This is a genomic window from Variovorax sp. GW822-FHT04E09, assembly GCF_058800845.1.
The window spans coordinates 780,186-803,243 of record NZ_JBXAMR010000002.1; the positions used below are offsets into that span (position 1 = coordinate 780,186).

General features: G+C 69.8%; 22 protein-coding genes. 13 read left to right on the forward strand and 9 right to left on the reverse strand.

Features of this window, described 5'->3' with window-relative positions:
• Positions 1 to 83 precede the first annotated feature (83 nt).
• From AC1RL8_RS11040 to AC1RL8_RS11070, 7 genes are all read left to right on the forward strand, one after another.
• Positions 84 to 1,985: a bifunctional sugar phosphate isomerase/epimerase/4-hydroxyphenylpyruvate dioxygenase family protein gene (locus tag AC1RL8_RS11040; RefSeq protein ID WP_492685310.1), complete on the forward strand. Its 1,902-nt coding sequence runs from the start codon at positions 84 to 86 to the stop codon at positions 1,983 to 1,985.
• A gap of 48 nt (positions 1,986 to 2,033) precedes the next feature.
• Entirely contained in the window at positions 2,034 to 3,455 is a 1,422-nt protein-coding gene (locus AC1RL8_RS11045; protein WP_095744853.1) for an MFS transporter, read from the forward strand.
• A 47-nt stretch (positions 3,456 to 3,502) separates the two neighbouring features.
• Complete coding sequence (locus tag AC1RL8_RS11050; protein ID WP_062481278.1) at positions 3,503 to 4,177, forward strand: DsbA family oxidoreductase; 675 nt, start codon at positions 3,503 to 3,505, stop codon at positions 4,175 to 4,177.
• A 116-nt stretch (positions 4,178 to 4,293) separates the two neighbouring features.
• Entirely contained in the window at positions 4,294 to 5,889 is a 1,596-nt protein-coding gene (locus AC1RL8_RS11055; RefSeq protein WP_492685311.1) for a DUF1800 domain-containing protein, read from the forward strand.
• An 11-nt stretch (positions 5,890 to 5,900) separates the two neighbouring features.
• On the forward strand, positions 5,901 to 7,124 hold the full coding sequence (locus AC1RL8_RS11060; RefSeq protein WP_492685312.1) for a DUF1501 domain-containing protein: 1,224 nt from the start codon (positions 5,901 to 5,903) through the stop codon (positions 7,122 to 7,124).
• Between the two features lie 249 nt (positions 7,125 to 7,373).
• Complete coding sequence (locus AC1RL8_RS11065) at positions 7,374 to 8,735, forward strand: NHL repeat-containing protein (RefSeq protein WP_493196469.1); 1,362 nt, start codon at positions 7,374 to 7,376, stop codon at positions 8,733 to 8,735.
• A gap of 73 nt (positions 8,736 to 8,808) precedes the next feature.
• A complete protein-coding gene (locus AC1RL8_RS11070; RefSeq protein WP_492685314.1) occupies positions 8,809 to 9,564 on the forward strand; it encodes a tRNA-uridine aminocarboxypropyltransferase in 756 nt (251 codons plus the stop codon).
• 21 nt (positions 9,565 to 9,585) lie between these two features.
• Here AC1RL8_RS11070 and AC1RL8_RS11075 read toward each other — a convergent pair whose 3' ends face one another.
• Both AC1RL8_RS11075 and AC1RL8_RS11080 read right to left on the reverse strand, forming a co-directional pair.
• Positions 9,586 to 10,473 (reverse strand): amidohydrolase family protein, encoded by an 888-nt coding sequence (locus tag AC1RL8_RS11075; protein WP_492685315.1) that lies wholly within the window; start codon positions 10,471 to 10,473, stop codon positions 9,586 to 9,588.
• A 114-nt stretch (positions 10,474 to 10,587) separates the two neighbouring features.
• A complete protein-coding gene (locus AC1RL8_RS11080) occupies positions 10,588 to 10,878 on the reverse strand; it encodes a hypothetical protein (RefSeq protein ID WP_062474377.1) in 291 nt (96 codons plus the stop codon).
• A gap of 157 nt (positions 10,879 to 11,035) precedes the next feature.
• Between AC1RL8_RS11080 and AC1RL8_RS11085 the strand changes: the two genes are divergently transcribed.
• Positions 11,036 to 11,236, forward strand: a complete 201-nt coding sequence (locus AC1RL8_RS11085; protein WP_062474379.1) for a hypothetical protein — start codon at positions 11,036 to 11,038, stop codon at positions 11,234 to 11,236.
• Positions 11,237 to 11,252: 16 nt separating this feature from the next.
• Here the strand turns inward: AC1RL8_RS11085 and AC1RL8_RS11090 are convergent, their stop codons facing one another.
• Together AC1RL8_RS11090 and AC1RL8_RS11095 are read right to left on the reverse strand one after the other, a co-directional pair.
• The gene (locus tag AC1RL8_RS11090; RefSeq protein WP_492685316.1) at positions 11,253 to 12,248 is read right to left on the reverse strand and encodes a Bug family tripartite tricarboxylate transporter substrate binding protein; all 996 of its coding nucleotides are present in this window, start codon (positions 12,246 to 12,248) and stop codon (positions 11,253 to 11,255) included.
• Between the two features lie 41 nt (positions 12,249 to 12,289).
• Positions 12,290 to 13,510 carry a M20 aminoacylase family protein gene (locus AC1RL8_RS11095; protein ID WP_492685317.1) on the reverse strand — a complete coding sequence of 407 codons (1,221 nt, stop codon included), beginning with the start codon at positions 13,508 to 13,510 and terminating at the stop codon, positions 12,290 to 12,292.
• Positions 13,511 to 13,638: 128 nt separating this feature from the next.
• On the opposite strand from AC1RL8_RS11095, the gene AC1RL8_RS11100 reads away from it, so the two are divergent.
• Entirely contained in the window at positions 13,639 to 14,610 is a 972-nt protein-coding gene (locus AC1RL8_RS11100; protein ID WP_307694040.1) for a LysR family transcriptional regulator, read from the forward strand.
• Here AC1RL8_RS11100 and AC1RL8_RS11105 read toward each other — a convergent pair.
• The 3 genes from AC1RL8_RS11105 to AC1RL8_RS11115 all read right to left on the reverse strand — a co-directional run bounded on the left by AC1RL8_RS11105 (position 14,601) and on the right by AC1RL8_RS11115 (position 18,743).
• Entirely contained in the window at positions 14,601 to 16,205 is a 1,605-nt protein-coding gene (locus AC1RL8_RS11105; protein WP_492685318.1) for a phospholipase D-like domain-containing protein, read from the reverse strand. The genes AC1RL8_RS11100 and AC1RL8_RS11105 overlap by 10 nt on opposite strands.
• A gap of 100 nt (positions 16,206 to 16,305) precedes the next feature.
• A complete protein-coding gene (locus AC1RL8_RS11110; RefSeq protein WP_307694038.1) occupies positions 16,306 to 16,557 on the reverse strand; it encodes a cell division protein FtsQ/DivIB in 252 nt (83 codons plus the stop codon).
• Positions 16,558 to 16,646: 89 nt separating this feature from the next.
• The gene (locus tag AC1RL8_RS11115) at positions 16,647 to 18,743 is read right to left on the reverse strand and encodes a S8 family serine peptidase (RefSeq protein WP_492685319.1); all 2,097 of its coding nucleotides are present in this window, start codon (positions 18,741 to 18,743) and stop codon (positions 16,647 to 16,649) included.
• A gap of 109 nt (positions 18,744 to 18,852) precedes the next feature.
• On the opposite strand from AC1RL8_RS11115, the gene AC1RL8_RS11120 reads away from it, so the two are divergent.
• Positions 18,853 to 19,122 (forward strand): hypothetical protein, encoded by a 270-nt coding sequence (locus AC1RL8_RS11120; protein WP_095947423.1) that lies wholly within the window; start codon positions 18,853 to 18,855, stop codon positions 19,120 to 19,122.
• Between the two features lie 11 nt (positions 19,123 to 19,133).
• Here the strand turns inward: AC1RL8_RS11120 and AC1RL8_RS11125 are convergent, their stop codons facing one another.
• Entirely contained in the window at positions 19,134 to 19,355 is a 222-nt protein-coding gene (locus AC1RL8_RS11125) for a DUF7661 family protein (protein ID WP_493196471.1), read from the reverse strand.
• Between the two features lie 109 nt (positions 19,356 to 19,464).
• Between AC1RL8_RS11125 and AC1RL8_RS11130 the strand changes: the two genes are divergently transcribed.
• A complete protein-coding gene (locus AC1RL8_RS11130; RefSeq protein WP_447743386.1) occupies positions 19,465 to 19,782 on the forward strand; it encodes a hemagglutinin in 318 nt (105 codons plus the stop codon).
• A gap of 11 nt (positions 19,783 to 19,793) precedes the next feature.
• Here the strand turns inward: AC1RL8_RS11130 and AC1RL8_RS11135 are convergent, their stop codons facing one another.
• On the reverse strand, positions 19,794 to 20,513 hold the full coding sequence (locus AC1RL8_RS11135) for a hypothetical protein (RefSeq protein ID WP_492685321.1): 720 nt from the start codon (positions 20,511 to 20,513) through the stop codon (positions 19,794 to 19,796).
• Positions 20,514 to 20,624: 111 nt separating this feature from the next.
• Between AC1RL8_RS11135 and AC1RL8_RS11140 the strand changes: the two genes are divergently transcribed.
• Together AC1RL8_RS11140 and AC1RL8_RS11145 are read left to right on the forward strand one after the other, a co-directional pair.
• Entirely contained in the window at positions 20,625 to 21,542 is a 918-nt protein-coding gene (locus tag AC1RL8_RS11140; protein WP_095947426.1) for a protein NO VEIN domain-containing protein, read from the forward strand.
• A gap of 155 nt (positions 21,543 to 21,697) precedes the next feature.
• Complete coding sequence (locus AC1RL8_RS11145) at positions 21,698 to 22,999, forward strand: UDP-N-acetylglucosamine 1-carboxyvinyltransferase (protein WP_390344806.1); 1,302 nt, start codon at positions 21,698 to 21,700, stop codon at positions 22,997 to 22,999.
• The last annotated feature ends 59 nt before the right edge of the window (positions 23,000 to 23,058 follow it).

A 23,058-nucleotide genomic window follows, 5' to 3' on the forward strand; every position in this document is an offset into this window, starting at 1 on the left:
GATGATCGGTGGCGTGCGATCATCGATCAGATGGGGCTGATTTGCGTTGTGGCGCGCCCGGGCTCTTTCTACAGTCCATCCCCATGCACCGCGCCATTGCCACCGTCTCGCTCAGCGGCACCCTCCGCCAGAAGCTCGAAGCCATTGCGGCCGCGGGCTTCGACGGCATCGAGCTGTTCGAAGCCGATTTCGTCAACTTCCGCGGCACCGCCGCCGAGCTGCGCCGCATCGTGGCCGACCTGGGCCTGTCGATCGACCTGTACCAGCCGTTCCGCGACTTCGAAGGCATGCCCGAAGCGCAGTTCCACCGCAGCCTGGAGCGCGCCGAACGCAAGTTCGACCTCATGGAAGCCATGGGCGCGCCGCTGGTGCTGTGCTGCTCCAACACCTCGCCGCTGTCGGTGAACGATCCGGCGCGCGCCGCGGCCCAGCTGCACGCGCTGGCCGAGCGCGCCGCGCGCCGCAACCTGCGCGTGGGCTTCGAGGCGCTGGCCTGGGGCCGCCACACCTCGCGCTACGCCCAGGCCTGGGACATCGTGCAGCGCGCCGACCACCCGCACCTCGGGCTGATCCTCGACAGCTTCCACACGCTGTCGCTGAAGGACGATCCGGCGGGCATCGCCGCCATTCCGGGCGAGAAGATCTTCTTCGTGCAGATGGCCGATGCGCCGCTCTTGTCGATGGACGTGCTGCAGTGGGCGCGCCACCACCGCTCGTTCCCGGGGCAGGGCGATTTCGACGTGGTCGGCTTCTTCGAACAGGTGCTGCGCGCGGGCTACACCGGGCCGCTGTCGCTCGAAATCTTCAACGACATCTTCCGCGAGACGCCGAACCGTCGCACCGCCGTCGATGCGATGCGCTCGCTGCTGTACCTCGAAAGCGAAACGCGCGAGCGGCTCGCCAACGGGAATGCGCCCGTGCAGCCGCAGCGCGTGGAGCTGTTCAACCCGCCGCCGGCGCCGGTGCTCTCGGGCCTGTCGTTCATCGAATTCGCGGCCGACGAGGCCTCGGCCGTCACGCTCGGCGCGCTGCTCGGGCAGCTGGGCTTTCGCCGCGTGGGGCGCCATCGCTCCAAGGCCGTCACGCTGTACCGCCAGGGCGGCATCCACTTCATCGTCAACGCGCAGCCCGATTCGTTTGCGCGCCGCCGTTTCGAGGCGCACGGCACCTCGGTCTGCGCGCTGGGCGTGCGCTGCGCCGACCCGCTCGCGGCCGTGGGCCGCGCCAGCGCCATGCGCTCGCAGCGCCACGACAGCCCGGTGGGGCCGAACGAGCTGCGCGTGCCGGCCATCGTGGCGCCGGGCGGCAACCTGATCCATTTCGTGCCCGAGGCGCTGGGCGCCAACGGGCTGTACGAGACCGACTTCACCCTCGAAGACGCGGGGCCCGACGCGCACGATGCCGGCCTCACGCGCATCGACCACGTCGCGCTGGGCCTGGCGCTCGACCAGCTCGACACCTGGGTGCTGTTCACGCGCGCCGTGCTCGGCCTGGAGCCCGGCGAGAGCCTGGAGCTGGCCGACCCCTTCGGCCTGATCCGCAGCCGCGGCGTGGCCAATGCCGACCGCAGCCTGCGCCTGGTGCTGAACGTGTCACTGAGCCAGCGCACGCGCACCGCGCGCACGCTGAGCGTGACCGGCGGCGGCGCGGTGCACCACATCGCGCTCGATTGCGACGACATCTTCGACACCGTGGCCCGGCTGCGCGCCAACGGCACGCGCTTCGTGCCGATCTCGGACAACTACTACGACGACCTGGCCACGCGCATCGACGTGGCGCCCGAGCTGCTGGCGCGCATGCGCGCGGCCAGCGTGCTGTTCGACCGCTCGGCAGCCGGCGACTACCTGCACATCTACACCGAGAGTTTCGACGGCGGCCTCTTCTTCGAGGTCGCGCAGCGCGTGGGCGGCTACGACGCCTACGGCGCGCTCAACGCACCCGCGCGCATGGCGTCGCAGGCGCAGCAGCCCCAGCAACAAGACTGATTTTTCCCCTCGCATCCGACACCTTCGTCACACCACTGGAGACAACCCATGGCCCACCCATCCGCCAAAGAGCCGCAAGGCAAGCACCAGTCGAGGAAAGCCGCCGCCAGCGGCTGGATCGGCTCGGCGCTGGAGTACTACGACTTCTTCATCTACGCCACTGCCGCGGCGCTGATCTTTCCGCAAATCTTCTTTCCCAAGGGCGACCCGACCACGGCCATCATCGCGTCGCTCGCGACCTACGGCGTGGGCTATGTCGCGCGCCCCATCGGTGCCTTCGTGCTCGGCCACTGGGGCGACACGCACGGGCGCAAGCAGGTGCTGGTGCTGTGCATGTTCCTGATGGGCTTCTCGACCGTGGCCGTGGGCCTGTTGCCGACCTATGACCAGGTCGGCCTGCTGGCCCCGGCGCTGCTGGTGTTCCTGCGCCTGGTGCAGGGCTTCGCGGTGGCCGGCGAAATTTCGGGCGCGAGCTCGATGATTTTGGAGCACGCGCCGTTCGGGCGTCGCGGCTTCTTCGCGAGCTTCACCTTGCAGGGCGTGCAGGCCGGCCAGATTTTGGCGGCCGCCGTGTTCCTGCCGCTGGCGCACTACATGCCTGAAGAGTCCTTCAACTCGTGGGGCTGGCGCATTCCGTTCCTGCTGAGCTTCATCGTGATCGTGGCCGGCTACATCATCCGCCGCGAGGTCGACGAGACGCCGGCCTTCGCCGAGGTCGACCAGAAGGGCGAAGTGGCCAAGGCGCCGATCGTCCAGGCGCTGACCGACAGCTGGGGCGACATGCTGCGCGTGATCTGCATGGCGCTGATGAACGTGATTCCCGTGGTCGCCACCGTGTTCGGCGCGGCCTACGCGGTGCAGGCCGCCTACGGCATCGGCTTCCAGAAAGACGTGTACCTGTGGATTCCCGTGCTGGGCAACATCCTGGCCGTGCTGGTGATTCCGTTCGTGGGCAACCTGTCGGACCGCATCGGTCGCAAGCCGCCGATCATCGTGGGCGCACTGGCTTCGGGCCTGCTGTCGTTCGTGTACCTGTACGCCATCAGCATCAAGAACGTGCCGCTGGCCATCTGCATGTCGCTCTTGATGTGGGGCATCGTGTACCAGGGCTACAACGCGACCTTCCCGAGCTTCTACCCGGAGCTGTTCCGCACCCGCAACCGCGTGTCGGCCATGGCCATCTCGCAGAACATCGGCACCACCTTCACCGCGCTGCTGCCCGCGCTGTTCGCCGCCGTGGCGCCTCCGGGCTCGACCAACATCTGGTTCACCGTGGGTGCCATCACCTTCGCCGTGACCGTGCTGGCCGCGCTGGCCGCCATGAGCGCCCGCGAGACCTACCGCGTCCACATGCACGACCTGGGCAACCCGAACGCGGTGCCGGTCGACAAGGCCGAGTACGACCGGCTGCGCGAAGAAACGCTGGCCAGCGCCCGCACGGAGCGCGAACGCCGCAAGGCCATGGCCTGAAAACCCCGCGCGCACAAAGGGGTTGTGGCGCCATGAAGAATGACGCCATGACCGCCCATCTCAAGATCGATTTCGTTTCCGATGTCTCCTGCCCCTGGTGCGCCGTGGGCCTCGGCTCGCTCGAGGCCGCCCTGAAACGGGTGGCGCCGGAGGTCACGGCCGAACTGCATTTCCAGCCCTTCGAGCTGAACCCGCAGATGCCGCCCGAAGGCCAGGACACCTTCGAACACCTGAACCAGAAGTACGGCTCCTCGCGCGAGCAGCAGGCCCAGGCCCGCGAGGCGATCCGCCAGCGCGGCGCGGCCGTCGGCTTCGAGTTCAGCGCCGGGGGCCGGCCCCGCGTGTACAACACCTTCAACGCCCACCGCCTGCTGCACTGGGCCGAACTGGAAGACCCGGCCAAGCAGGTGGCGCTCAAGAAGCTGCTGCTGAAGGCCTACTTCACCGACAGCCAGAACCCTTCGGACATTGAGGTGCTGGTGCGCGCGGCGACCGAGGCGGGGCTCGACGCGGCGCGGGCCCGCGAGATTTTGGCGGGCGACGAGTTCGCGCAGGAAACCCGCGAACGCGAGCGCCTGTACACCGACGCCGGCATCCATTCGGTGCCCGCGATCATCATCAACGACCAGCACCTGATCTCCGGCGGCCAGCCGGTCGAGGTGTTCGAGCGCGCGCTGCGGCAGATTGCGGGCGCGGAGCCCAGCCGTACCGCCACGGCCTGAGCGCGCGGGGCAGCAGCCCCGTTCGTTTCGCCTTGAAACGAAGCTGACTTTCAGCTTTACCTGAGCGCGGCCCGAGGTCGGTCAACCGCCTACATCGCGTAGCGGTTGAAGGGCGCATGATCGACCGCATGCCGTTTCCGAAGCTGCACCGTTCGCGCGCGATCGCCGTGACGCTGGCCGCCGTGCTGGCGCTCACCGCCTGTTCCACCGGCCTGCTGCGCCCCGAGGGCCCGCCGCTCACGGCGCTGGGCCATGCCGCCGACACGCCCGCCGCGCAACTGCGCTGGCTCGACCGCGTGAGCTGGGGCGCCAACGCCGGCAGCCAGGCCGAACTGGCGCGCGACGGCCTGCCGCGCTGGATGGGCCGCCAGCTGCGTCCCGCGCCGCGCCCGCTGCCCGCGGCGGCGCAGGCCCAGATCGACGCCATGGCCATCTCGCGCACGCCGCTCGACCAGCTCGTCTTCGCGCTCGACGCCCGGCGCAAGGCCGCCGATGCCTTGCCCGACGAAGAAGCGAAGAAGGCCGCACGCACGGCCTACCAGCAGGAACTCAACACCCTCGCGCGCGAGGCGCAGCAGCGCTTCCTGCTGCGCGCGCTGTACGCGCCCAACCAGCTGCAGGAGCAGATGACCTGGTTCTGGATGAACCACTTCAGCGTCAGCATCCGCAAGGACCTGGTGCGCGCGATGGTCGGCGACTACGAAGAGAACGCCATCCGCCCGCGCGCGCTCGGCAAGTTCCGCGACCTGCTGGGCGCCACCGCGCGGCATCCGGCCATGCTGCGCTATCTCGACAACGCGCAGAACGCCGCCAACCGCATCAACGAGAACTACGCACGTGAGCTCATGGAGCTGCACACGCTCGGCGTGGGCGGCGGCTACACGCAGGCCGACGTGCAGGAGCTGGCGCGCGTGCTGACCGGCGTGGGCGTCAGCGTGCAGCCGCCCGACGCGACGCCGCCCGCGGTGCGCCCGGCCGTGCGCGCCGACTACGTGCGCCAGGGCCTGTTCGAGTTCCACCCGAACCGGCACGACTACGGCGCGAAGACCTTCCTGGGCCAGCCCATCCAGGCGCGCGGCCTGGCCGAGACCGACGAGGCGCTCGACCGCCTGGCGCGCGCGCCGGCCACCGCGCGCTTCATCTCGCGCAAGCTCGCCGTGTACTTCGTGGCCGACGAGCCGCCGCCCGCGCTGGTCGATCGCATGGCCGCCACCTTCACGCGCAGCGACGGCGACATTGCCGCCACCCTGCAGACGCTGTTCGAATCGCGCGAGTTCGCGGCCTCGCTGGGCCGCAAGTTCCGCGATCCCGTGCACTACGTGGTGGCGGGCGTGCGGCTGGCCTACGACGAGCGCGTGGTGCTCAACACCACGCCGATGATCGGCTGGATCAACCGCATGGGCGAGACCCTGTACGCCCACGAGACGCCCGACGGCTACCCGCTCAACGAAGCCGCCTGGGCCAGCGCGGGCCAGATGAACACCCGCTTCGAGATTGCGCGCGCCATCGGCACGGGCGGCGCCGTGCTGTTCCGCACCGACGACAAGGCCCCCCTCGAGAAGCCGCCGTTTCCGCCGCTGGCCGAATCGCGCGCCGTGCATGCGCTGCAACCCGGCCTGAGCGCCGACACGCAGCAGGCGCTCGCGCAGGCGAAGAACCCGCCGGAGTGGAACACCTTCCTGCTCGCATCGCCCGAGCTGATGCGGCGTTGAAAGGCTCCCTCATGCAACGCCGACACCTGCTGCAACTCATCGCCGCCACACCCTTCGCCGGCGCCGCCGCGCGCGTGGTCGCCGCGCCCGCGGCCGAGGGCACCAAGCTGCTCGTGGTGTTCCTGCGTGGCGCCTACGACAGCACCAGCCTGCTGGTGCCCACCGCGAACAGCGACTTCTATTACGCCTCGCGGCCCAACATCGCCATCCCCCGGCCCGGCACGCCCGACGGCGCGTTGCCGCTGGACGGTGGCGATTGGGGTCTGCACCCCGCGCTCGCGCAGAGCGTGCTGCCGCTGTACCAGCGCAAGCAGGCGGCCTTCATCGCCTTCGCCGGCACCGACGACCTCACGCGCAGCCACTTCGAGACGCAGGACGCCATCGAGCTCGGCGTGGCGCCCGACAACGCGCGGCGCGACTACCGCTCGGGCTTTCTCAACCGGCTGGCCGGCGTGCTCGGCGCCGGGCCGCTGGCCGACGTGTCGCCCATCGCCTTCACCGACCAGCTGCCCATCGTGCTGCGCGGCGACGACGCCAAGGCCGCCAACATGGCGCTGGCGGGCGTGGCGCGGCAGGCCCTCGATGCGCGGCAGAGCCAGATCATCGCGTCGATGTACCGCAACACCGCGCTCGCGCAGCCCGTGGCCGAGGGCTTCCAGGTGCGCGACGAGGTGGTGCGCGCCATGCAGGCCGAGATGGACGCCGCCAGCCGCAACGCCATGAGCCCCAAGGGCTTCGAGCAGGTCGCGCGCCGCATGGCGCTGTTGATGCGCGAGCGCTACGACATCGGCTTTGTCGACGTCGGCGGCTGGGACACCCACGTGGGGCAGGGCGCGGCCAAGGGCTACCTGGCCAACCGCTTCGAAGAACTGGGTCGCGGTGTGGCCGGCTTCGCGCAGGAGATGGGCGAGCCCGCCTGGCGCCAGACCGTGGTGGTCGTCGTCAGCGAGTTCGGCCGCACCTTCCGCGAGAACGGCAACCGCGGCACCGACCACGGGCATGGCACCGTGTACTGGGTGCTCGGCGGCGGCCTGGCCGCGCAGGCGGGCGGGCGCGTCGTGGGCGAGCAGCAGCCGCTGACGCAGGCCACGCTGTTCCAGAACCGCGACCACGCGGTGCTCAACGAGTACCGGGCGGTGCTGGGCGGGTTGTTCCAGCGGATGTACGGGCTGTCGCCGGCGCAGGTGGCGCGGGTGTTCGGCGGTGCGGCGGTGAAGGACCTGCGGCTGGTCTGATGGCCCCACGGGGGGGGCCGCACCGTCTCTTTCACGATCTCCTTTTGGACCTTGTGTCCGCCCCTTCGCCTTGAGGCCGCACAGGCATGCGCCGCTGCGTTTACCCAATTTCGGGGATGGCTTTGGCGCAGGTTAATTACAAAAATAGACATTCAGAAACAATTGGGCGCTCCAGCCGGAGAGCGGGTTTCTCCAAAAAGGCGTCGGATGCTTTCCAAGCGAGTGAGTTCTTACGGGCGCTGCAGCGCCATGGCCGGTGTGATCGTGCTGCTCGCGGCCTGTGGCGGTGGTGGGGGAGGCGGCGGTGGGGCGGGGTTCCTGCCGATCGTCGCGCCGGCACAGCCGCAGCCCGAGCCGGCGCCTCCCGTGGTCGTGACCCACACGGTCGGTGGCACCGTCACTGGCCTCACCGGCAGCCTGGTGCTCCAGAACAATGCGGGCGACGACCTGAAGCTCACGGCCGATGGCAAGTTCACCTTTACCACCGCGCTCGTCGAAGGTGCGGCCTACGAGGTCAGCGTACGCACCCAGCCGCTGTGGCAGTTCTGCACCGTCAGCAAGGGCAGCGGCAAGGCGGCGGCCGACGTCGGCGACGTGGCGGTCGCGTGCTCGGCGGTGCAGGCGCAGGTGTCCACGTTCGCCGGCTCCGGCACGATCGGCTCGGTCAATGGCAACGGCAGCGCGGCGTCGTTCTATCTCCCGTACAGCGTGGTCCTCGACAAGAGCGGCAGCCTGCTCGTGTCGGACACGGCAACGAACCTGGTGCGAAAGATCTCGCCCGCTGGCGATGTCACGACCTTTGCGGGCGGTGGCAACAACGGCACTTCGCAAGACGGCAACGGCGCGGCAGCCTCGTTCTCGGGCCTGTCCGGTCTTGCGCTGGACGCCACGGGCAATGCCTATGCTGCGGAATTCGGCGGCAACCGCATCCGCAAGATCACGCCGGCGGCCGACGTGACCACGCTCGCGGGCAGTGGCGCCATCGGGTCGCTCGATGGCCACGGCACCTCTGCCACGTTCAAGACCCCTTCATCGGTGGCCACGGACGCCGCCGGCAACATCTACGTGCTCGAATTCATCGGCGCCGTTGTCCGCAAGATCACGCCGGCCGGTGACGTCACCACGCTGGCCGGTTCGGGCACCGCGGGCTTTGCTGACGGCACGGGGACTGCGGCATCCTTTGGGCAGGCCTACGGCATCGCGACCGACGCGGCCGGGAACATCTACGTGGCTGACAGCAGCAACAACCGCATCCGCAAGATCACGCCCGGCGGCGTGGTCACGACGCTGGCGGGCTCGGGCCAGGCCGGGGCGGCCGACGGGGCCGGCAACTCGGCATCTTTCCACCAGCCGAGCGGCCTGACGGTGGACAGCGACGGCATCATCTACGTGGCCGACACGGGCAACAGCCTGCTGCGCAAGATCACGCCGGCGGGCGTGGTCTCCACGATCGCCGGCCAGCCTGGTGTGCTGGGCGCGCAGAACGGCATCGGCACGGCAGCCACGTTCAAGCAGCCTTATGGGGTGACGGTGGATGCCGCTGGCAATCTGTACGTGGCCGACACCTTCAACAACCTGATCCGCAAGGTCACGCCGGTTCGCACGCCCTGATCCCGAGGCATCGCGTCAGCCTCGGTGAGGGCAGGGGCCGTCATGCGACGGCTGCGCCACCGAGAATCGGGGCATGCCTCACGCCGTCTCCCTCCTTCGCGCCGCGCGCCTCGCGCGCAGCGCCAAGCCCTTTCTCGCCCGTGGCGGTTTCAAGCGCGAGCGCTGTGCGGGCTGCCGCCTGGTGCCCAGCCACTGCATGTGCGCCGTGCGCCCTCCGGTGGCCACGCGCGCGGGGGTGTGCCTGCTCATGGCCGACATCGAGCCGCTCAAGCCCACCAACACGGGGTGGCTGGTGGCCGATGTGGTGGCCGACACCTTCGCTTTCGGCTGGGCCCGCACCGAGACCGATCCCGCGCTGCTGGCGCTGTTGAACGACCCGCAATGGCAGCCCTACGTGGTGTTCCCGGGGCAGTACGCGGCGCCCGAGCGCGTGGTGCTGGGCGTTCCTTCGTCGCCTGATGCGGCCGGTGGCAGTGTCGCGAAGCGTCCGCTCTTCATCCTGTTCGATGCGACCTGGGCCGAGGCGCGCAAGATGTTTCGCCGCAGCCCTTACCTCGACCGGCTGCCGGTGCTGAGCCTGCAGCCCGAGCAGATCACGCAATACAAACTGCGCAACTCCGGCCGCGGCGACCACTTCTGCACCAGCGAGGTGGCGGCGATGTGCATGGACCTGGCCGGCGAGCAGGCCGCGCAGCAGACGCTGGACGCCTACCTGGGCGTGTTCACGCACCACTACCTGTGCGCGAAGAACCAGCAGCCGGTGGCGTGGGACGGCGCCGCGCACCAGCGGCTGCGCGAGGTGGCCGCGCGGCGCGATCAGGCCGCCTGAGACCGCCTGAGACGGTCCGCTTCAGCGCAGGTCGAACAGCGCCGCCGCGTTGCCCCAGGCGATGCGCTGCGCCACGGCGGGCGGCAGGTCGCCCAGCCAGGTGCGGTAGCTGCGCATGATCTCGTCGTAGGCGCTCCAGCGTTGGTTGACCCAGGTGTCGGAGCCGACCATGAAGCGATCGGGGTGCTTGAGGATCAGCGCGCGCCACTCGGGGCACAGGCGCCCGTCCTCGCAGGTCAGGCCGGGGCGGTACGAGAGTTCGCCCATCAGCAGCGGGTAGCGCTCCAGCATCGCCTGCACGCGCTCGACCGGCGTGCCGCCGATGCCGGTGTGGGCCCAGATGAGGCGCAGCGCGCGGCCCTTCGACGGCGCGTTCGCCATCAGCAGGTCGACGGCCACATCGTCCACGTGCGCGAGCACGGCGAGCTTTTTCTCTTCGGCCAGCGCGATCAGTTTCTTGGCCACAGGGCCGTTGGCGTTGGCGCTTTCGTACAGGTGGAACTCGCCGAGCCCGCGGTAGGGGCCGCTGGCCGTGCCGCGCGCCAGTTCGGCCAGCACCATCTCGTGGATGCTTTCGTCGCGGAACCAGTTGTTGTAGTCGTCGCGGTTGCGGTACAGGCGCACGAAGGGCACCACGGTGACGCCGGCGGCGCGGGTTTCGCGTGCGGCGGCCAGGGTCTGCGTGCCGGCATTGGGCCGCGAGTTGGCGATGATGGCTTTCACCTGGTTGCGCTGCATGCGCGCGAGCGCCTCGGTGGGCGGGAAGGGGCCGGCGGTGCCGTCCCAGGCTTCCTGGTTGTAGTGCAGGTGGGTGTCGAACAGCGGGCCGTCGTAAGGTACGGCGGTTTGCCCGTGGGCTTGGGACAGGGCCAGGGCCGCGCAGGCGGCGATGCGGGCAATGAAGCGCATGGGGTTCTCGCGGTGAGGGCCGGGGAGCCGGATTACATCACCCCAGATCACCGCATCGGCACAGCCGCGCCCTTGTCGCCGGGCGCGACCTCGAGGCGATCGCGCGGGCCGGCGTCAGCTGCCGGCCGGATGCGTCGTCGCCTTGCGGCTGCCATCCAGCGAGTACAGCTGCGGGCGGTCTTCCACCGCGACCGCCACTGCCTCGGTGCCGTGCTCCGCGGCGCGAGGTTGCCGGTACAGCTCGTTCTCGAGCCGCCGGGCACGTTCCGCGTACATGCGGGCGAGGGCGCTGTGATGCTCTGCGGCAGCCTGGTGTTCGATGCGTGCCATCTGCGCCTCTTCGAGCAGTGCCGAGGCACGTTTCAAATAGGCCGTGTGGGTGGGCCGAAACAAGAAGTCGAACATGGTTTCACACTCCTTTCCGCTGCAACAACGGTGCAATCATTGTGAACGAATGGCCTCAAAACGCCATCGGTTCCTGTGGCTGCGACGCATCGAAGAAGCGTTCTGTTTCACTTGAGTCAGACAGAATCGGTGGCGAAGAGAGAGGGTTCGATCACCGATGAGCAATGAGGTTCGTTTTTGTCTGGAATACCGGCTCGCCGAAGGTGGGCCCGCGCATGCCGTGCAGACCGCGTGGATGGTCGATTCGCCGGCCACGCGTGCGCAGATCGAGGAAATGATTGTCAACGCGCGCGCGATGAATGCTGCGCAGGCGAAGTGGTGGGTGGAGGAGCGCCAGGGCGGCGACGCCCCGCGCTGAAACGACCCGGCGGGCCTCAGTCGCGCATGTTCGCGAACTTCACCAGCGTCGCGTACTTGGCCGTGTCCTCGCGCATGATCTGCCCGAGGTCTTCCTTGCCCGTGGCGGGAATCGAGCCGCCTTCTTCCAGCCGCCGGCGGATCGCCGGGGCGGCCAGGCCGGCCTGCAGCGCCGCGCGCAGGCTCTGCACGATGGGCGCGGGCAGGTCCTTCGGGCCGGCGAGCGCGAACCAGCCGCTCAGCTCATAGCCCTTCAGCTGCGGGTGTTCGCCCAGCGCCGGCACCTGCGGCAGGCCGGGAAAGCGCTTGGCCGACGACACGCCCAGCGGCACGATCCGCCCGCCCTGCAGGAACGGCGCCGCGGCGGTGGGCGACACGATCGCGAAGTCCAGCGTGCCGCCGACCAGGTCGCTCGTGAGCGGCGCGGTGCCGCGGTAGGGAATGTGCGTGAGGAACAGGCCCGCGCGCTGCTTGATCTGCTCGCCCACGAAGTGCAGCGTCGAGCCCACGCCCGAGCTGCCGTAGCTGTATTTGCCGGGGTTGCGCTTGGCCAGGGCAATGAACTCGTCGAGGTTCTTCACGCCCACCTTCGGACTCGCCACCAGCAGCACGGGCGCGACGGCGAGCAGGCTGACCGGGGTCAGGTCTTTCACCGGGTCGTAGCGCTGTGCGGGGTTCACCAGCACCGTGGCCGCCATCTCGTTGCTGGAGCCGGCCAGCAGCGTGTAGCCGTCGGCCGGGCTGCTCACCGCGCGCTGCGCCGCGACCACGCCCGCGGCGCCGGTCACGTTCTCGACCACCACCGTCGCGCCGAGCTTGGCCGAAAGAATGTCCGCCGCCACGCGCGCGGCCATGTCGACCGAACCGCCCGGCGCGTAGCCGACCAGCAGCTTGATGGGCTTGGCGGGGTAGGTACCCTGCGCGAACGCGGGGGCGGCGGCACAGACGGCGGCGGCGCTGAGCGCGCTCAAGACCACGCGGCGCGAAACGGAAGAAGAAGCAAGACGGGTCATCGCGGTTCCAGTACGAAAGAGTGGGAAAGGAGAAGGCCCGCTCAGGCCTGCGCGCCCAGGAAGCGCCGCACCAGCTGCACCCAGTAGCTGGCCGCGATCGGCAGGATCGCGTCGTTGAAGTCGTAGCCGGGGTTGTGGACCATGCAGCCGCCGGTGCGGTGGTGCTCGCCTTCGCCGTTGCCCACGATCAGGTAGCTGCCGGGGCAGCGTTCCAGCATGAAAGAAAAGTCCTCGCTGCCCGTGAGCGGCGCCAGCGGCGGCAGCAGGCCCTCGTCGCCCAGCCAGTCGCGCGCGACCTGCCGTGCGAAGCGCGTGGATTCCTCGTCGTTCACCAGCGCGGGGTAGCGCCAGTGGTAGTCCACCTCGGCCTTCACGCCGAGCGTGACGGCCTGCGCCTGCGCCAGCTCGGTGATGCGCTCGCGCAGCATGGCGCGGATCTCGGGCCGGTAGGCGCGCACCGTGAGGCGCATCTGCACGCTGTCGGCAATCACGTTGGGCGCGTCGCCGCCGTGGATCGCGCCCACCGACACCACCGCCATCTCGCGCGGGTCGACGTTGCGCGACACGATGGTCTGCAGCGCCACGACGATGTGCGCCGCCGCCACCACCGGGTCGGCCGACAGGTGCGGCGCCGAGCCGTGCCCGCCGCGCCCCGTCACCGTGATCGTGACCGAGTCGGACGAGGCCATGAACGAGCCTTCCTTGAAGCCGAACTTGCCTGCCGGAAAGCCGGGCATGTTGTGCAGCGCGAAGATGGCGTCGCAGGGAAAGCGCTCGAACAGGCCTTCTTCGACCATGCGGCGCCCGCCGCCCAGGCCTTCCTCGGCCGGCTGGAAGATCAGGTGCAGCGTGCCGTCGAAGCTGAGCTCCTGCGCGATGACGCGCGCGGCGGCCAGCAGGATGCTGGTGTGGCCGTCGTGACCGCAGGCGTGCATCTTGCCGGGCACCTGGCTGGCGTAGGGCAGGCCGGTCGCTTCCTGGATCGGCAGCGCGTCCATGTCGGCGCGCAGGCCCAGGCGCCGCGTGCCCGTGCCGCATGTCAGCGTGGCGACCACGCCGGTGCCGGCCAGGCCGCGGTGCACCTCGTAGCCCCAGTCGGCCAGGCGCGTGGCCACCAGCTCGCTGGTGACGTGCTCTTCGTAGGCCAGTTCGGGGTGCGCGTGGATGCGGTGGCGCAGGCCGACCATCTCGGGCGCGACCTCGCGCACTGCGGGCAGCACGCTCTCGAGGGCGGCGGCGTTGTCGACGGTGTAGGTCGTCATGGGGGAATCTGTCTCCTTGCTGTCTTGCGGCGAGTCTAGGAATTCGCTGCCTGCGGGGGCAGACAGGCGCCGCCATGCGGAGGTGGGCGGCGCCTGTCGCCACCGATGGCTGCGGATAATCGGCCGCCATGAAGCTGCACCAGCTCCGCTATCTCGCCGCCGTCGCCTCCGAAGGCAGCATCCGCGCCGCTGCGCGGGCACTGGGCGTCACCCAGGCCACGGTCACGCAGGGCCTGCGCGAACTGGAGGCGCATGCGCAGGTGGCGCTGTTCACGCGCCACGGCGGCGGCATCGCCTTCACGCCGGCCGGCCTGGAACTGCTGGAGCATGCGCAGCGCGTGCTGGCCCAGCTGCGCCAGGCCGAAGACACGCTCTCACGCCACCGCGACACCGGCGCGCAGCAGCGCCTGACCGTGGCCATCACGCCCTGGATCACGCAGACCCTGCTGCCGCGCGTGGTGTCGCTGTTTCGCGAAGAGCTGCCGCACGTGCAGCTCGAGATGTTCGACGGCCTCTCCGCGCTCAGCTACCCGCGGCTGCGCGAGGGCAGCCTCGACCTGCTGATTGGCCGCATCGGCCCCGACGAGGCCATGCAGGGGCTGCAGGCGCAGCCGCTGTTCCGCTACGACATGACGGTGGTGGCGCGCCGCGGCCACCCGCGGGCCGGCGCGCAGTCGATGGCCGAGCTGCTGCAGGACGACTGGGTGCTCAACTTTACGCCGGGCGAGGGCGCGAGTTTTCTCGACAACCTGTTCCGCCAGCACGGCCTGGCCGCGCCCGTGCAGCGCATCCAGTTGGCCCATTCGCCGTCGATGATGCTGGGCCTCGTGCGCAAGACCGACATGCTCACCTTCTGCCCCTGGCCGCTGGTGGAAACCGAGAGCCTGCGCCATGCGCTCGTGACCTTGCAGCTGCGCGAGCGCTTCCACAGCAACGTGGTGGGCATCGTGCGCCGCGCGCAGGAGGCGCCGTCGCACGCGGCGGCGCGCTTCATCGCGCACTTCCTGGCGCAGCTGCCGGCGTGGCAGGCCTCGGACGATCCGGAGCTGCGGCGGGTGCTGCACTCGGTGGATTTCATCGAGGCGGCGCCTCACCCGTGATAGTCGCTCCACGACATGCGCACCATGCCCGGCGGCGTGGGCGCGCCGGCTGAGGCCAGCGTCACCGGCGGGTCGTCGTCCACGCGGCTTTTGGCGCGCGAGTCCCAGTCGTCGAGAAAGACCTGCTGGTAGTACTGCGCCACGTCTTCGTTGTGGATGATCAGCCCGGCGTCGCGGTTGCGCAGCACGCCGTCGCCCGACCAGTTGGTGCTGCTCACCAGCACCGCTTGGCCGTCCACGATGATGCCCTTGTTGTGGATGCTGCCCTGGACGCGGAACACATCCTTGTTGCAGCCCGCCTCGACCAGCTTGCGGATGTTGTCGGCCGCGCTCGTGCTGCCCAGGATGATGCGCAGGTCGAGGTCCGGCTCGGTGCTGCGCTGTGCGAGCTTGCGCAGCAGCGCGCGAAAGTCGGCGTCCTTGTCGGCATCGCTCCAGGTCATGTAGGCGAACTGCAGGTACAGCGAGGTCTGCGCGCTGTCGATGAGCGCATTGATGTGCGGCAGGTAGTTGTCCGGCGTGAGCACGGGCTGCACTTTCACCGTGGTCTTCACCGCCGGCAACCGCGCGGGTTCGACCGGCACCACCGGCCCCGCGAAGGCCACGGCCTGTTCCAGCAGGTGGTCCAGCGGCACGAACACGTCGGGCAATGTGAGCTTGGGCGCCACGTCCAGCGCCGCGTCGGCGGCGCCGTCGGCTTCTTCCTTCTCGGAGGCCTTGAGGTCGTGCAGGATGTACTTCTCGAACACCTTCGAGAGCGCGGCGTCGCTGCAGATCACGTGCCACTCGCGGTTGCCCTTGCTGAACATGCCCTTGGCCTGCGCGGGCGTGGCCACGGGGTCGATGTCGGGCTGGCTGCGCTTGCTCCAGTTGCCGCTCGACAGCCAGAAGGCCTTGTGGTCGCGCACCGCCACTTTCTCGTGGTACGCGCTGGCGAAGCGGCGGCCCTTGCCGCACTGCACGAGCCAGGCCCTGAAGTCGGCCTCCTGCTGCAGCTTGCGCAGCTTCTTGCGGATGACTTGTTCTTCCTTCGTCATGCCGTCGTCCCAGCTCAGCGCCGCCGCGATGCCGCCGTCGCGCACGAGGTCGATGAAGACCTGGGCGATGTGGTCGGCGTTGAAGTCGTACATCGCCACCGACAGCGAGCGCGTGGTGCCCTCGAGAAAGGGCCGCAGCACCGGCCATCCCGCGTCGGGGCCGACGTGGCACAGGAAGGGCTGCTTCACGTTGTAGATCTTGTCGATGGGCTGGCCTGCAGGCGGCTTGTAGACGAGGCCGACGGCCGCTTCGGCGAGCGCGTTCACCGTGTCCTCGAAGTCCGCGCTGGCGGCCAGCTGCCGCGCGGGGTCGGCCTGCATCACGCAGACGCGGTAGGGGCCGAGCTGCCGGGGCGCGCGCTCGGCCACGGGAACCTCCGACAACGGGCGCTTGCGGTCGACCAGCACGATCACGGCGGGCTCGCGCAGGAAGCGGCCATCGACCAGCGGAAAGCCCGGCTCCGCCGCCACGTAGCCGGGCAGGGCGGCCAGCTGCGCCTGGTGGGTGGCGATCACCGACCGGACCGCCGCGCGCGCGGCATCGTCGAGCACTTTCATGGAAGCTCCTTGGGCTGGGTTGTGAGGCACGCGTGTGCGGGCGCCTGCCGGCATGGCATGCGCGAAGGCAGCGACCCGGGTGGGTCGCGTGTCAGGGGAATCAGGAGATGTTGGGCAGCCGACGCGACAGCTCGACCGACTCGACGGCCGGGTCGGCCTCGAGCTGCTGGAGCTTGTCGATCGGAATCTCGGCCGAGAACAGGCCCGGCGAGATGTCGGCGCGCGCGGCGATGTAGTCCGGGCGCTCGGCGCCCTCGCACAGCTTGACCAGCACGACGACGCGCTCGCCCGACACCGGCGCGGGGGCGGCCGAAAAGTCGAGCTTCTTGAGCGAGCGCAAATCGATGGGCATGAGAGGGCAGATGGGGGCGGGAACACAGATTACACCCCCCGCTCGGGTTCGGCACAACCGCACCGGGCGTGGGGGTCATGGCTGGATCGTCAGATCGCGCCGCTGCCGGCCTGGCCGTCGCCGCGCTGCGGGTCCCAGCCAGCCGGCCCGCCGCCGGGCTTGACGCCCGCCTTCAGCCTGGCGCGGATGTCGGCGATGGTCAGCTTCTTGCCTTGTTTGTGGGCCTTGGCCAGCATCAGCGCGACCAGCCCGGTCACCGCCGGCGCCGCCATGCTGGTGCCCGACTTCTTCACCATGCCGTCCTTCGTGCGCGACTGCGCGGCCTTCACCTGCACGCCGGGGGCGCTGACCTCGGGCTTGGGCCGGCCGTCGCGCGTCGGGCCCGCGCTCGAGAAGCTGGCGGCGGGCTCGCCCGTCTTGCGGGCGTCGTAGGCGCCGACCACGATCGACAGCTTGCCCGTCGACAGCGAGCCCAGCAGGTGCGACTTCACCGGCTGGCCGAAGTACGACTGGCCGCTGTCCAGGCGCTCGAGCCAGGCATGGAACGGCACGTCGTCGGCGGCCAGGGCGTGCAGCCGCACCTTGAACTCGCCGTCGGGCCAGTTGGGTGCCAGCCAGATGCCGATCACGTTGTCCTTGTTGTTCGGGTCGGTGATGCGGCTGCTGAGGAACGCGGCGATCTCGCCGTTGCCCGCGCCGAGCGGAAAGTTTTCTCCCGGTGCGACGCTGGCCAGCACCTCGCCGTCGGGGCCCAGCAGCTCGGCGCGCAGGCGCTGGCTGCCGCCGTACCAGAGCTCGAACTCGCCGCCCTTGCCGTTGACCAGGGTCCACGACACATCCAGGTGCCCGTTGCCGGTCACCGTGCCCGCCGTGTGCGTGTTGTCTTCCTGCGAGTTGCCGGCCGCCAGCACGATCGCGCGGTTGGGCTTTTGCGACACGAGCGCGTCGAAGCCCTGCTCGACCAGCGAGGTGCCGTCGTGCGGGCCGCCGTTGGTGCCCAGGCTCAGGTTGACGACGCAGGGCCTGTCGCCCGCGCGGTCGAAGATGAACTTCACTGCTTCGAGCATCTGCACCGAATCGCCGAAGGAGCTGAACACGGCGTTGTGGCCGGTCCACGCGATGTCGCGGGCCGACATCTCGACGAAGATCAGGTCGGCCTTCGGTGCCACGCCGGGTTGCAGCGACCCCCGGCCGTTGCCGCCGGCGATGTCCATCACATGCGTGCCGTGCGAACCCGGGCTGCCCGGCATGCCCGCACCGGGGTCGTAGCCCAGCGCCTTGTACGGGTCGGCCTTCTTCAGCGCCTTGTCGATGTCCGCCGCCTCGAAGAGCCGGCCGTAGCCGTAGGGGCTGTTGGCCTTGGCCGGCGCGCCTTGCTGCCACAGGGCCAGCAGGCGCGTCTTGCCGTTGGCTTTCAGGAAGTTCTGGTGCGCGAAGTCGCCGCCCGAGTCGACCACGCCGATCACCACGCCGGCGCCGCCCGCCGTGCCGGCGAGCGCGGGGTTGTCGGCCTGCACGCCCATCGACGCGATGGTGTTGTTCAGCGCCGGCAGCACGGGCTGCGAGGCCTTCATGCTGAGCACGGCCGGATGCTGGCGGATGGCCTCGGCCTTGCCGAGCGGAATGCGGCCCGTGACGAGCACCGTGCCGTCGTCGGCGGTGCCGATGTCGGAACCCGCATCGACATCGGGAATGTCGGCCCACTCGGCATGGCTGGTCACGCGCGCCACCACCGGCACCGAGTCGCCATCGGCGGACGAGATGGGCATGCTCTGCTTGCCCGCGCGGCGGTTCATCACCGCCAGCTGCAGGCGCGGGTCCATCGAGGTCTCGACGTCCATCGGCAGGCGCTGGAGTTGCGCGAGCCCGAAGGTCGACACCGGCGAGAGCCGCGTGCACAGCGCGTCGGCCGTGCCGGCGAGCGCGGCGGTGAGGGCGGGGGAGGCCTCGCCCGGCAGGTGGCCCGCGGCGGGCGCATCGGCGTGGGCCGACTGCGCCACCATCGCGGCGGCCATCTCCGGTGGGAGGTCGACCCAGCTGTTGAGCAGCTTGATCTGCCCGGTCACGTGGAGCCGCACGCTGCCGGACGACAGCGCCGGCGTCAGCACCCCGTGCGGCATCCTGGGGACTTTCGTATCAGCGGGCGAGGGCTTCTTCGCGGCGACGCGCTTCTTGGCTGGGGCCATCGGTCGGTTCTCCTTGCGCAGGGGGACGGGTGGGTACCGCGAGGTGTAGCAGATTGCCGTGTCATCTGTCACCCCGGCGTGGGCAAAAGAGGGCGGTCAGAATCGCCGCATGAAAGTGGTGTTCAAGCTTCTGTTCGCGTACCTGGTGGCGAGCCTGCTGTCGACGGGTCTTGCGCTGGTTCTTTTTCCGCTGCACGCGCATGTGCCCGCGGTGGTGGTGCTGCTCGCGTTTCCGCTGGTGCCGTGGACCTTGCTTGGCAACCTCGTGAGCGAGGGCTTCAGGGCCCGGGAGGTGGGGCCGCTGTTGGTGTTCGTGCTGGCGTTCGGCGGCGTGGCCTGGCTGATGTTGCGCGCGTCATCGAAGGCCGCGCAGCGATAGCGACGACGGGCTCACTTCGCGCCGATCTCGAAGACATCGCCGTTCGTCGGCGTCGCGTTCTCGTGGTAGATGTCGTAGAGGTACTGCGCGAGGTCGGCCGGCGTCACGTCCGGTGGAATCGCGAGCTGGGCGAGGCCCAGTTTTCCGTCGGCGCCGACCCAGTGGCTGCGCCAGCGGGCATCGGTCATTTCGACGCGCAGGGTGCGGCCGAACACGTTGAAGAGGTGGCGCATCGTTTGGGCTCCGGGCATGCACGAAAAGAGATGAGGGGACAGCCACTGTAGCGCCCTCGTCGTATGCACAATGGGCCGACTCGCCCGTCACATCCACTTCAGAGTCCGCATGGCAGACCTCAACGTACGCAAGACCTACGAAGCGGCCGTGGCCGAGCTGGGGCCTGCCGCTGCGCGGATGCTGGCCGATGGTGTGAGTGAAGAACAGGTGGCGCGCTGGATCTTCGCGCAGCGGGACGATCTCAAGCTGCACTACCGCGCGCTGACGCCCTCGCACGAGCTGCAGGCCCTCGAAGCCAGGTCGCACAGCCGCTACGGCAACACGCTGGGCCCGTCGATCGAGCAACTGCGCAGCGCGGGAAAGTCGTGGCGGGACATCATCGATTCGGCGGCGCGGCCGGGGACTCACTACCGCCAGGGCGATTGATCGTTCGTTCGCTACGTGTCGCTGAGCCAGCGGCCGGAGTTCGCGCAGACCTCGGCCTGTTCGCCGTTCACCCGGACCTGTTCTTCATCGAGCTGCGACGCGGTGACCGGATCGACATCGAAGCCGACGCCGAGCAGGCGCGCCACCTGCGCGTCTTCGATCGACAGCTCCCAGGTCAGGAACAGCTGCGTGCGATCGAGCGAAGACGGGAAGTCGGCCGCATCGAAACCGTGGTCGCTGCCGCGCGGCACGACGGCGTGGGGCTGGCCCGTGTCGAACAGCAGGGCCGTGCCCCGCGTGAGCGCGATGCGGTGGCCGGTGACGGGAAAGTGCACGTCCAGGCCCTTGTCTTCGCTGAGGAACAGGTTGCAGAAGGCCGCGCCGCCGTACTGCGCGCCATCGTGGTGGTAGCGGGCGCCGCGGCAGGCCATCAGGGCGACGTCGCTGGCGGGCAGCAAAGACGCGGGCAGGCCCAGCGTGCCCAGCCAGCCTGACATCGCCTGCACGCACCGCGCGTAGTCGGGCCAGCGCGTGCGTGCGCGGGCCAGCGGCATGGGCTCGACATCACCGGGTTCGAGCGGCACGTTCGTGGCGATCTCCCGCTGCCAGTCAGCCACGAGGCGCGCCGGGGGCTCGGGCACGTCGAGCAGGGCCGCGTGCACGATGCCGCTCACGCTGCGGCTGCGCAGCGTGTCGCCGTGCCAGAAGTAGGAGGTCAGCAGGTCGTGCATGCGGGGGCTTTCAAGGCACGGAGGGTACACGCGCCGCGGCGCCGGGCACCGGGGAGCGACGGCCGATGCGGCATACTCCCACCCCCTCCCAACTCGCCAGAATTCCGCTGAATGGACAAGGAAGTCGACCCCTCCGTGCTCGCCGCCATCGATGAGATGCGGCTCTCCGGACCGCGCCTCACGCCGGTCGAAATCGTCGCCAAGATGGGGGTGTTCGACGCACGCGACAAGCCGTTCGAGCACGCCTGGCTCGCCACCGGCGACAACGTCATCGCCACCATCTGGGGCGAGTACGTGAGCGTGGCGGCCGGTGGCCGCTGGTTCTACCTGGAATCGCTCGACGCCCAGCGCCGCCCCGGCGGCGGCGTGCGCAGCGCCCAGCAGGCGCAGCGCGCCAAGGACCGCCTGGCCCTGCTCAAGCGCACCTTCGACGCCGGCCAGGGCTTCCGCGCCGTGCTGCAGACCAACCGCGTCGCCATCGCCGAGCTCGAGAGCAACAAGAGCGCCAAGGTCTCGACCCGCGTGCGCGACGACGCCGAATGGCACGTCGCGAGCTGGGAGCCCGAACAGCAGCTCGCCGTGCTGGTGCGCGGCGCGCGCGGCTGGGTGCCGACCGAGGCCGACATCACGGCCGCCAAGGCCCGCGGCGGTGTGCCGGCGGCCGACGACGCCGACGCGGCCCCGGCCGGCCCGACCACGACGGACGCCGTGCAGGCCGCCGCCATGGCCTATGTCATGGGCCACTTCAAGGGCTACGGCTACAACGCGGAAGACGTCACCAGCAAGGCACTGGGCTACGACATCGAGGTGTCGAACGCCAAGGGCGCGATGCTGCTCAAGGTGGTCGTGAAGGGCACCGCCCCGGCGCTGCCGACCTTCGCGCTCACGCCCGAGGAAAGCCTGTGCGCCGTGCGCGAGCCGCTGTGGCGCCTGCTGGTGGTGGCCGACGCGGGCAGCGCGACGGCGGCGCACAAGATCTACAAGCCGACCGAAGTCGACCAGGCGCCGGGCTTCCAGCGCAAGGCCTGACCGGCCTCCCAGGCCACGCCGCGGCCGCACCGGCGCGCCGCGGGCGTTTCCAAATTCTTACAACTGAGCCCCCGGAAACCCGTCGTTTCCAACGGTAAAGTTCCGCCGTCCGGCGCGAACAGTTCGTGCCTTCGCCCCTCTGTTCGCCCCCTTTCATGTCCAACCTCATCGTGCACGGCGGTACGCCCCTTCGCGGCCGCATCATTCCCTCCGCCAACAAGAACGCGGTGCTGCCGGTGCTGTGCGCCACCTTGCTCACCGGCGAACCGCTGCGGCTGCACGGGGTGCCCGACATCACCGACGTGCGCAAGATCCTCGACATCTTCCGCACGCTGGGCAGCGAGGTCCGCATGGACCACGAGAGCGGCACGCTCGAGCTGCACCACCGCGCCACCACCTTCGATGCGGCGCTCCACCGCCTGCCCGAGGAAATGCGCTCGTCGATCATGCTGGTGCCGCCGCTTCTGGCGCGCTTCGGCGTGGCGCGGCTGGAAGACAACGTCAAGGGCTGCACGCTGGGCGTGCGCGAGATCGATCCGCACGTCGAGGTGTTCCAGCGCTTCGGCGGCCAGGTGGAGCGCACCGAGGGCTCGCTGCTGGTGTACGCGCCCGGCCGGCTCACGCCCACCGACCACTGGCTGGACTACGCCTCGGTGACGACCACCGAGAACTTCGTGCTGTGCGCGGCCGCCGCGGGCGGCACCTCGACGCTCACCAACGCGGCCTCGGAGCCGCACGTGCAGGAGTTCTGCCGCTTCATGGCCATGATCGGCGTGCGCATCGAGGGCATGGGCACCTCGCGGCTCACGGTGCATGGCGGCGGCACGCTGGGCGGCGGCGAGTTCCGCTTCGACGAAGACTTCCACGAGATCACCACCTTCCTGGCGCTGGGCGCGATCACCGGCGGCGACGTCGTGGTGCGCAACAGCGCGCCGGGCAACTTTCCGCTCATCGACCGCACCTTTGCCAAGTTCGGCGTGCAGATCGAGCATGCCGACGGCTGGTCGCGCGCCATCCGCAGCGGCCCGCTGAAGGTGCAGACGCCGTTCACCAGCAACGTGCTCACCAAGGTGGAGGCCGCGCCGTGGCCGTACTTCCCGGTCGACCTGCTGCCGATCTTCATTGCGCTGGGCGTGCGCGCGCAGGGCAACGCGATGTTCTGGAACAAGGTGTACGACGGTGCGCTGGGCTGGACCGGCGAGCTGTCGAAGTTCGGCGCGCACGTGTTCTCGTCCGACCCGCACCGGCTCATCACCTTCGGCGGCCACGCGCTCACGCCGGCGGTGGTCGAGAGCCCCTACATCATCCGCGTGGCGATCGCGCTGTTCATGGTGGCCGCCAGCATCGAAGGCAAGTCCGAGATCCGCAACGCCACGCCGATCCGGCGCGCGCACCCGCGCTTCGTCGAGAACCTGCGCAGCCTGGGCGTGCAGGTGGAGTGGACCAGCGAGGAGTGAGCCTGCGGCAGGCTGCGCGCTGCTGCTGCTGACCTGTCCCGATGACCCCGCGGGCGCCG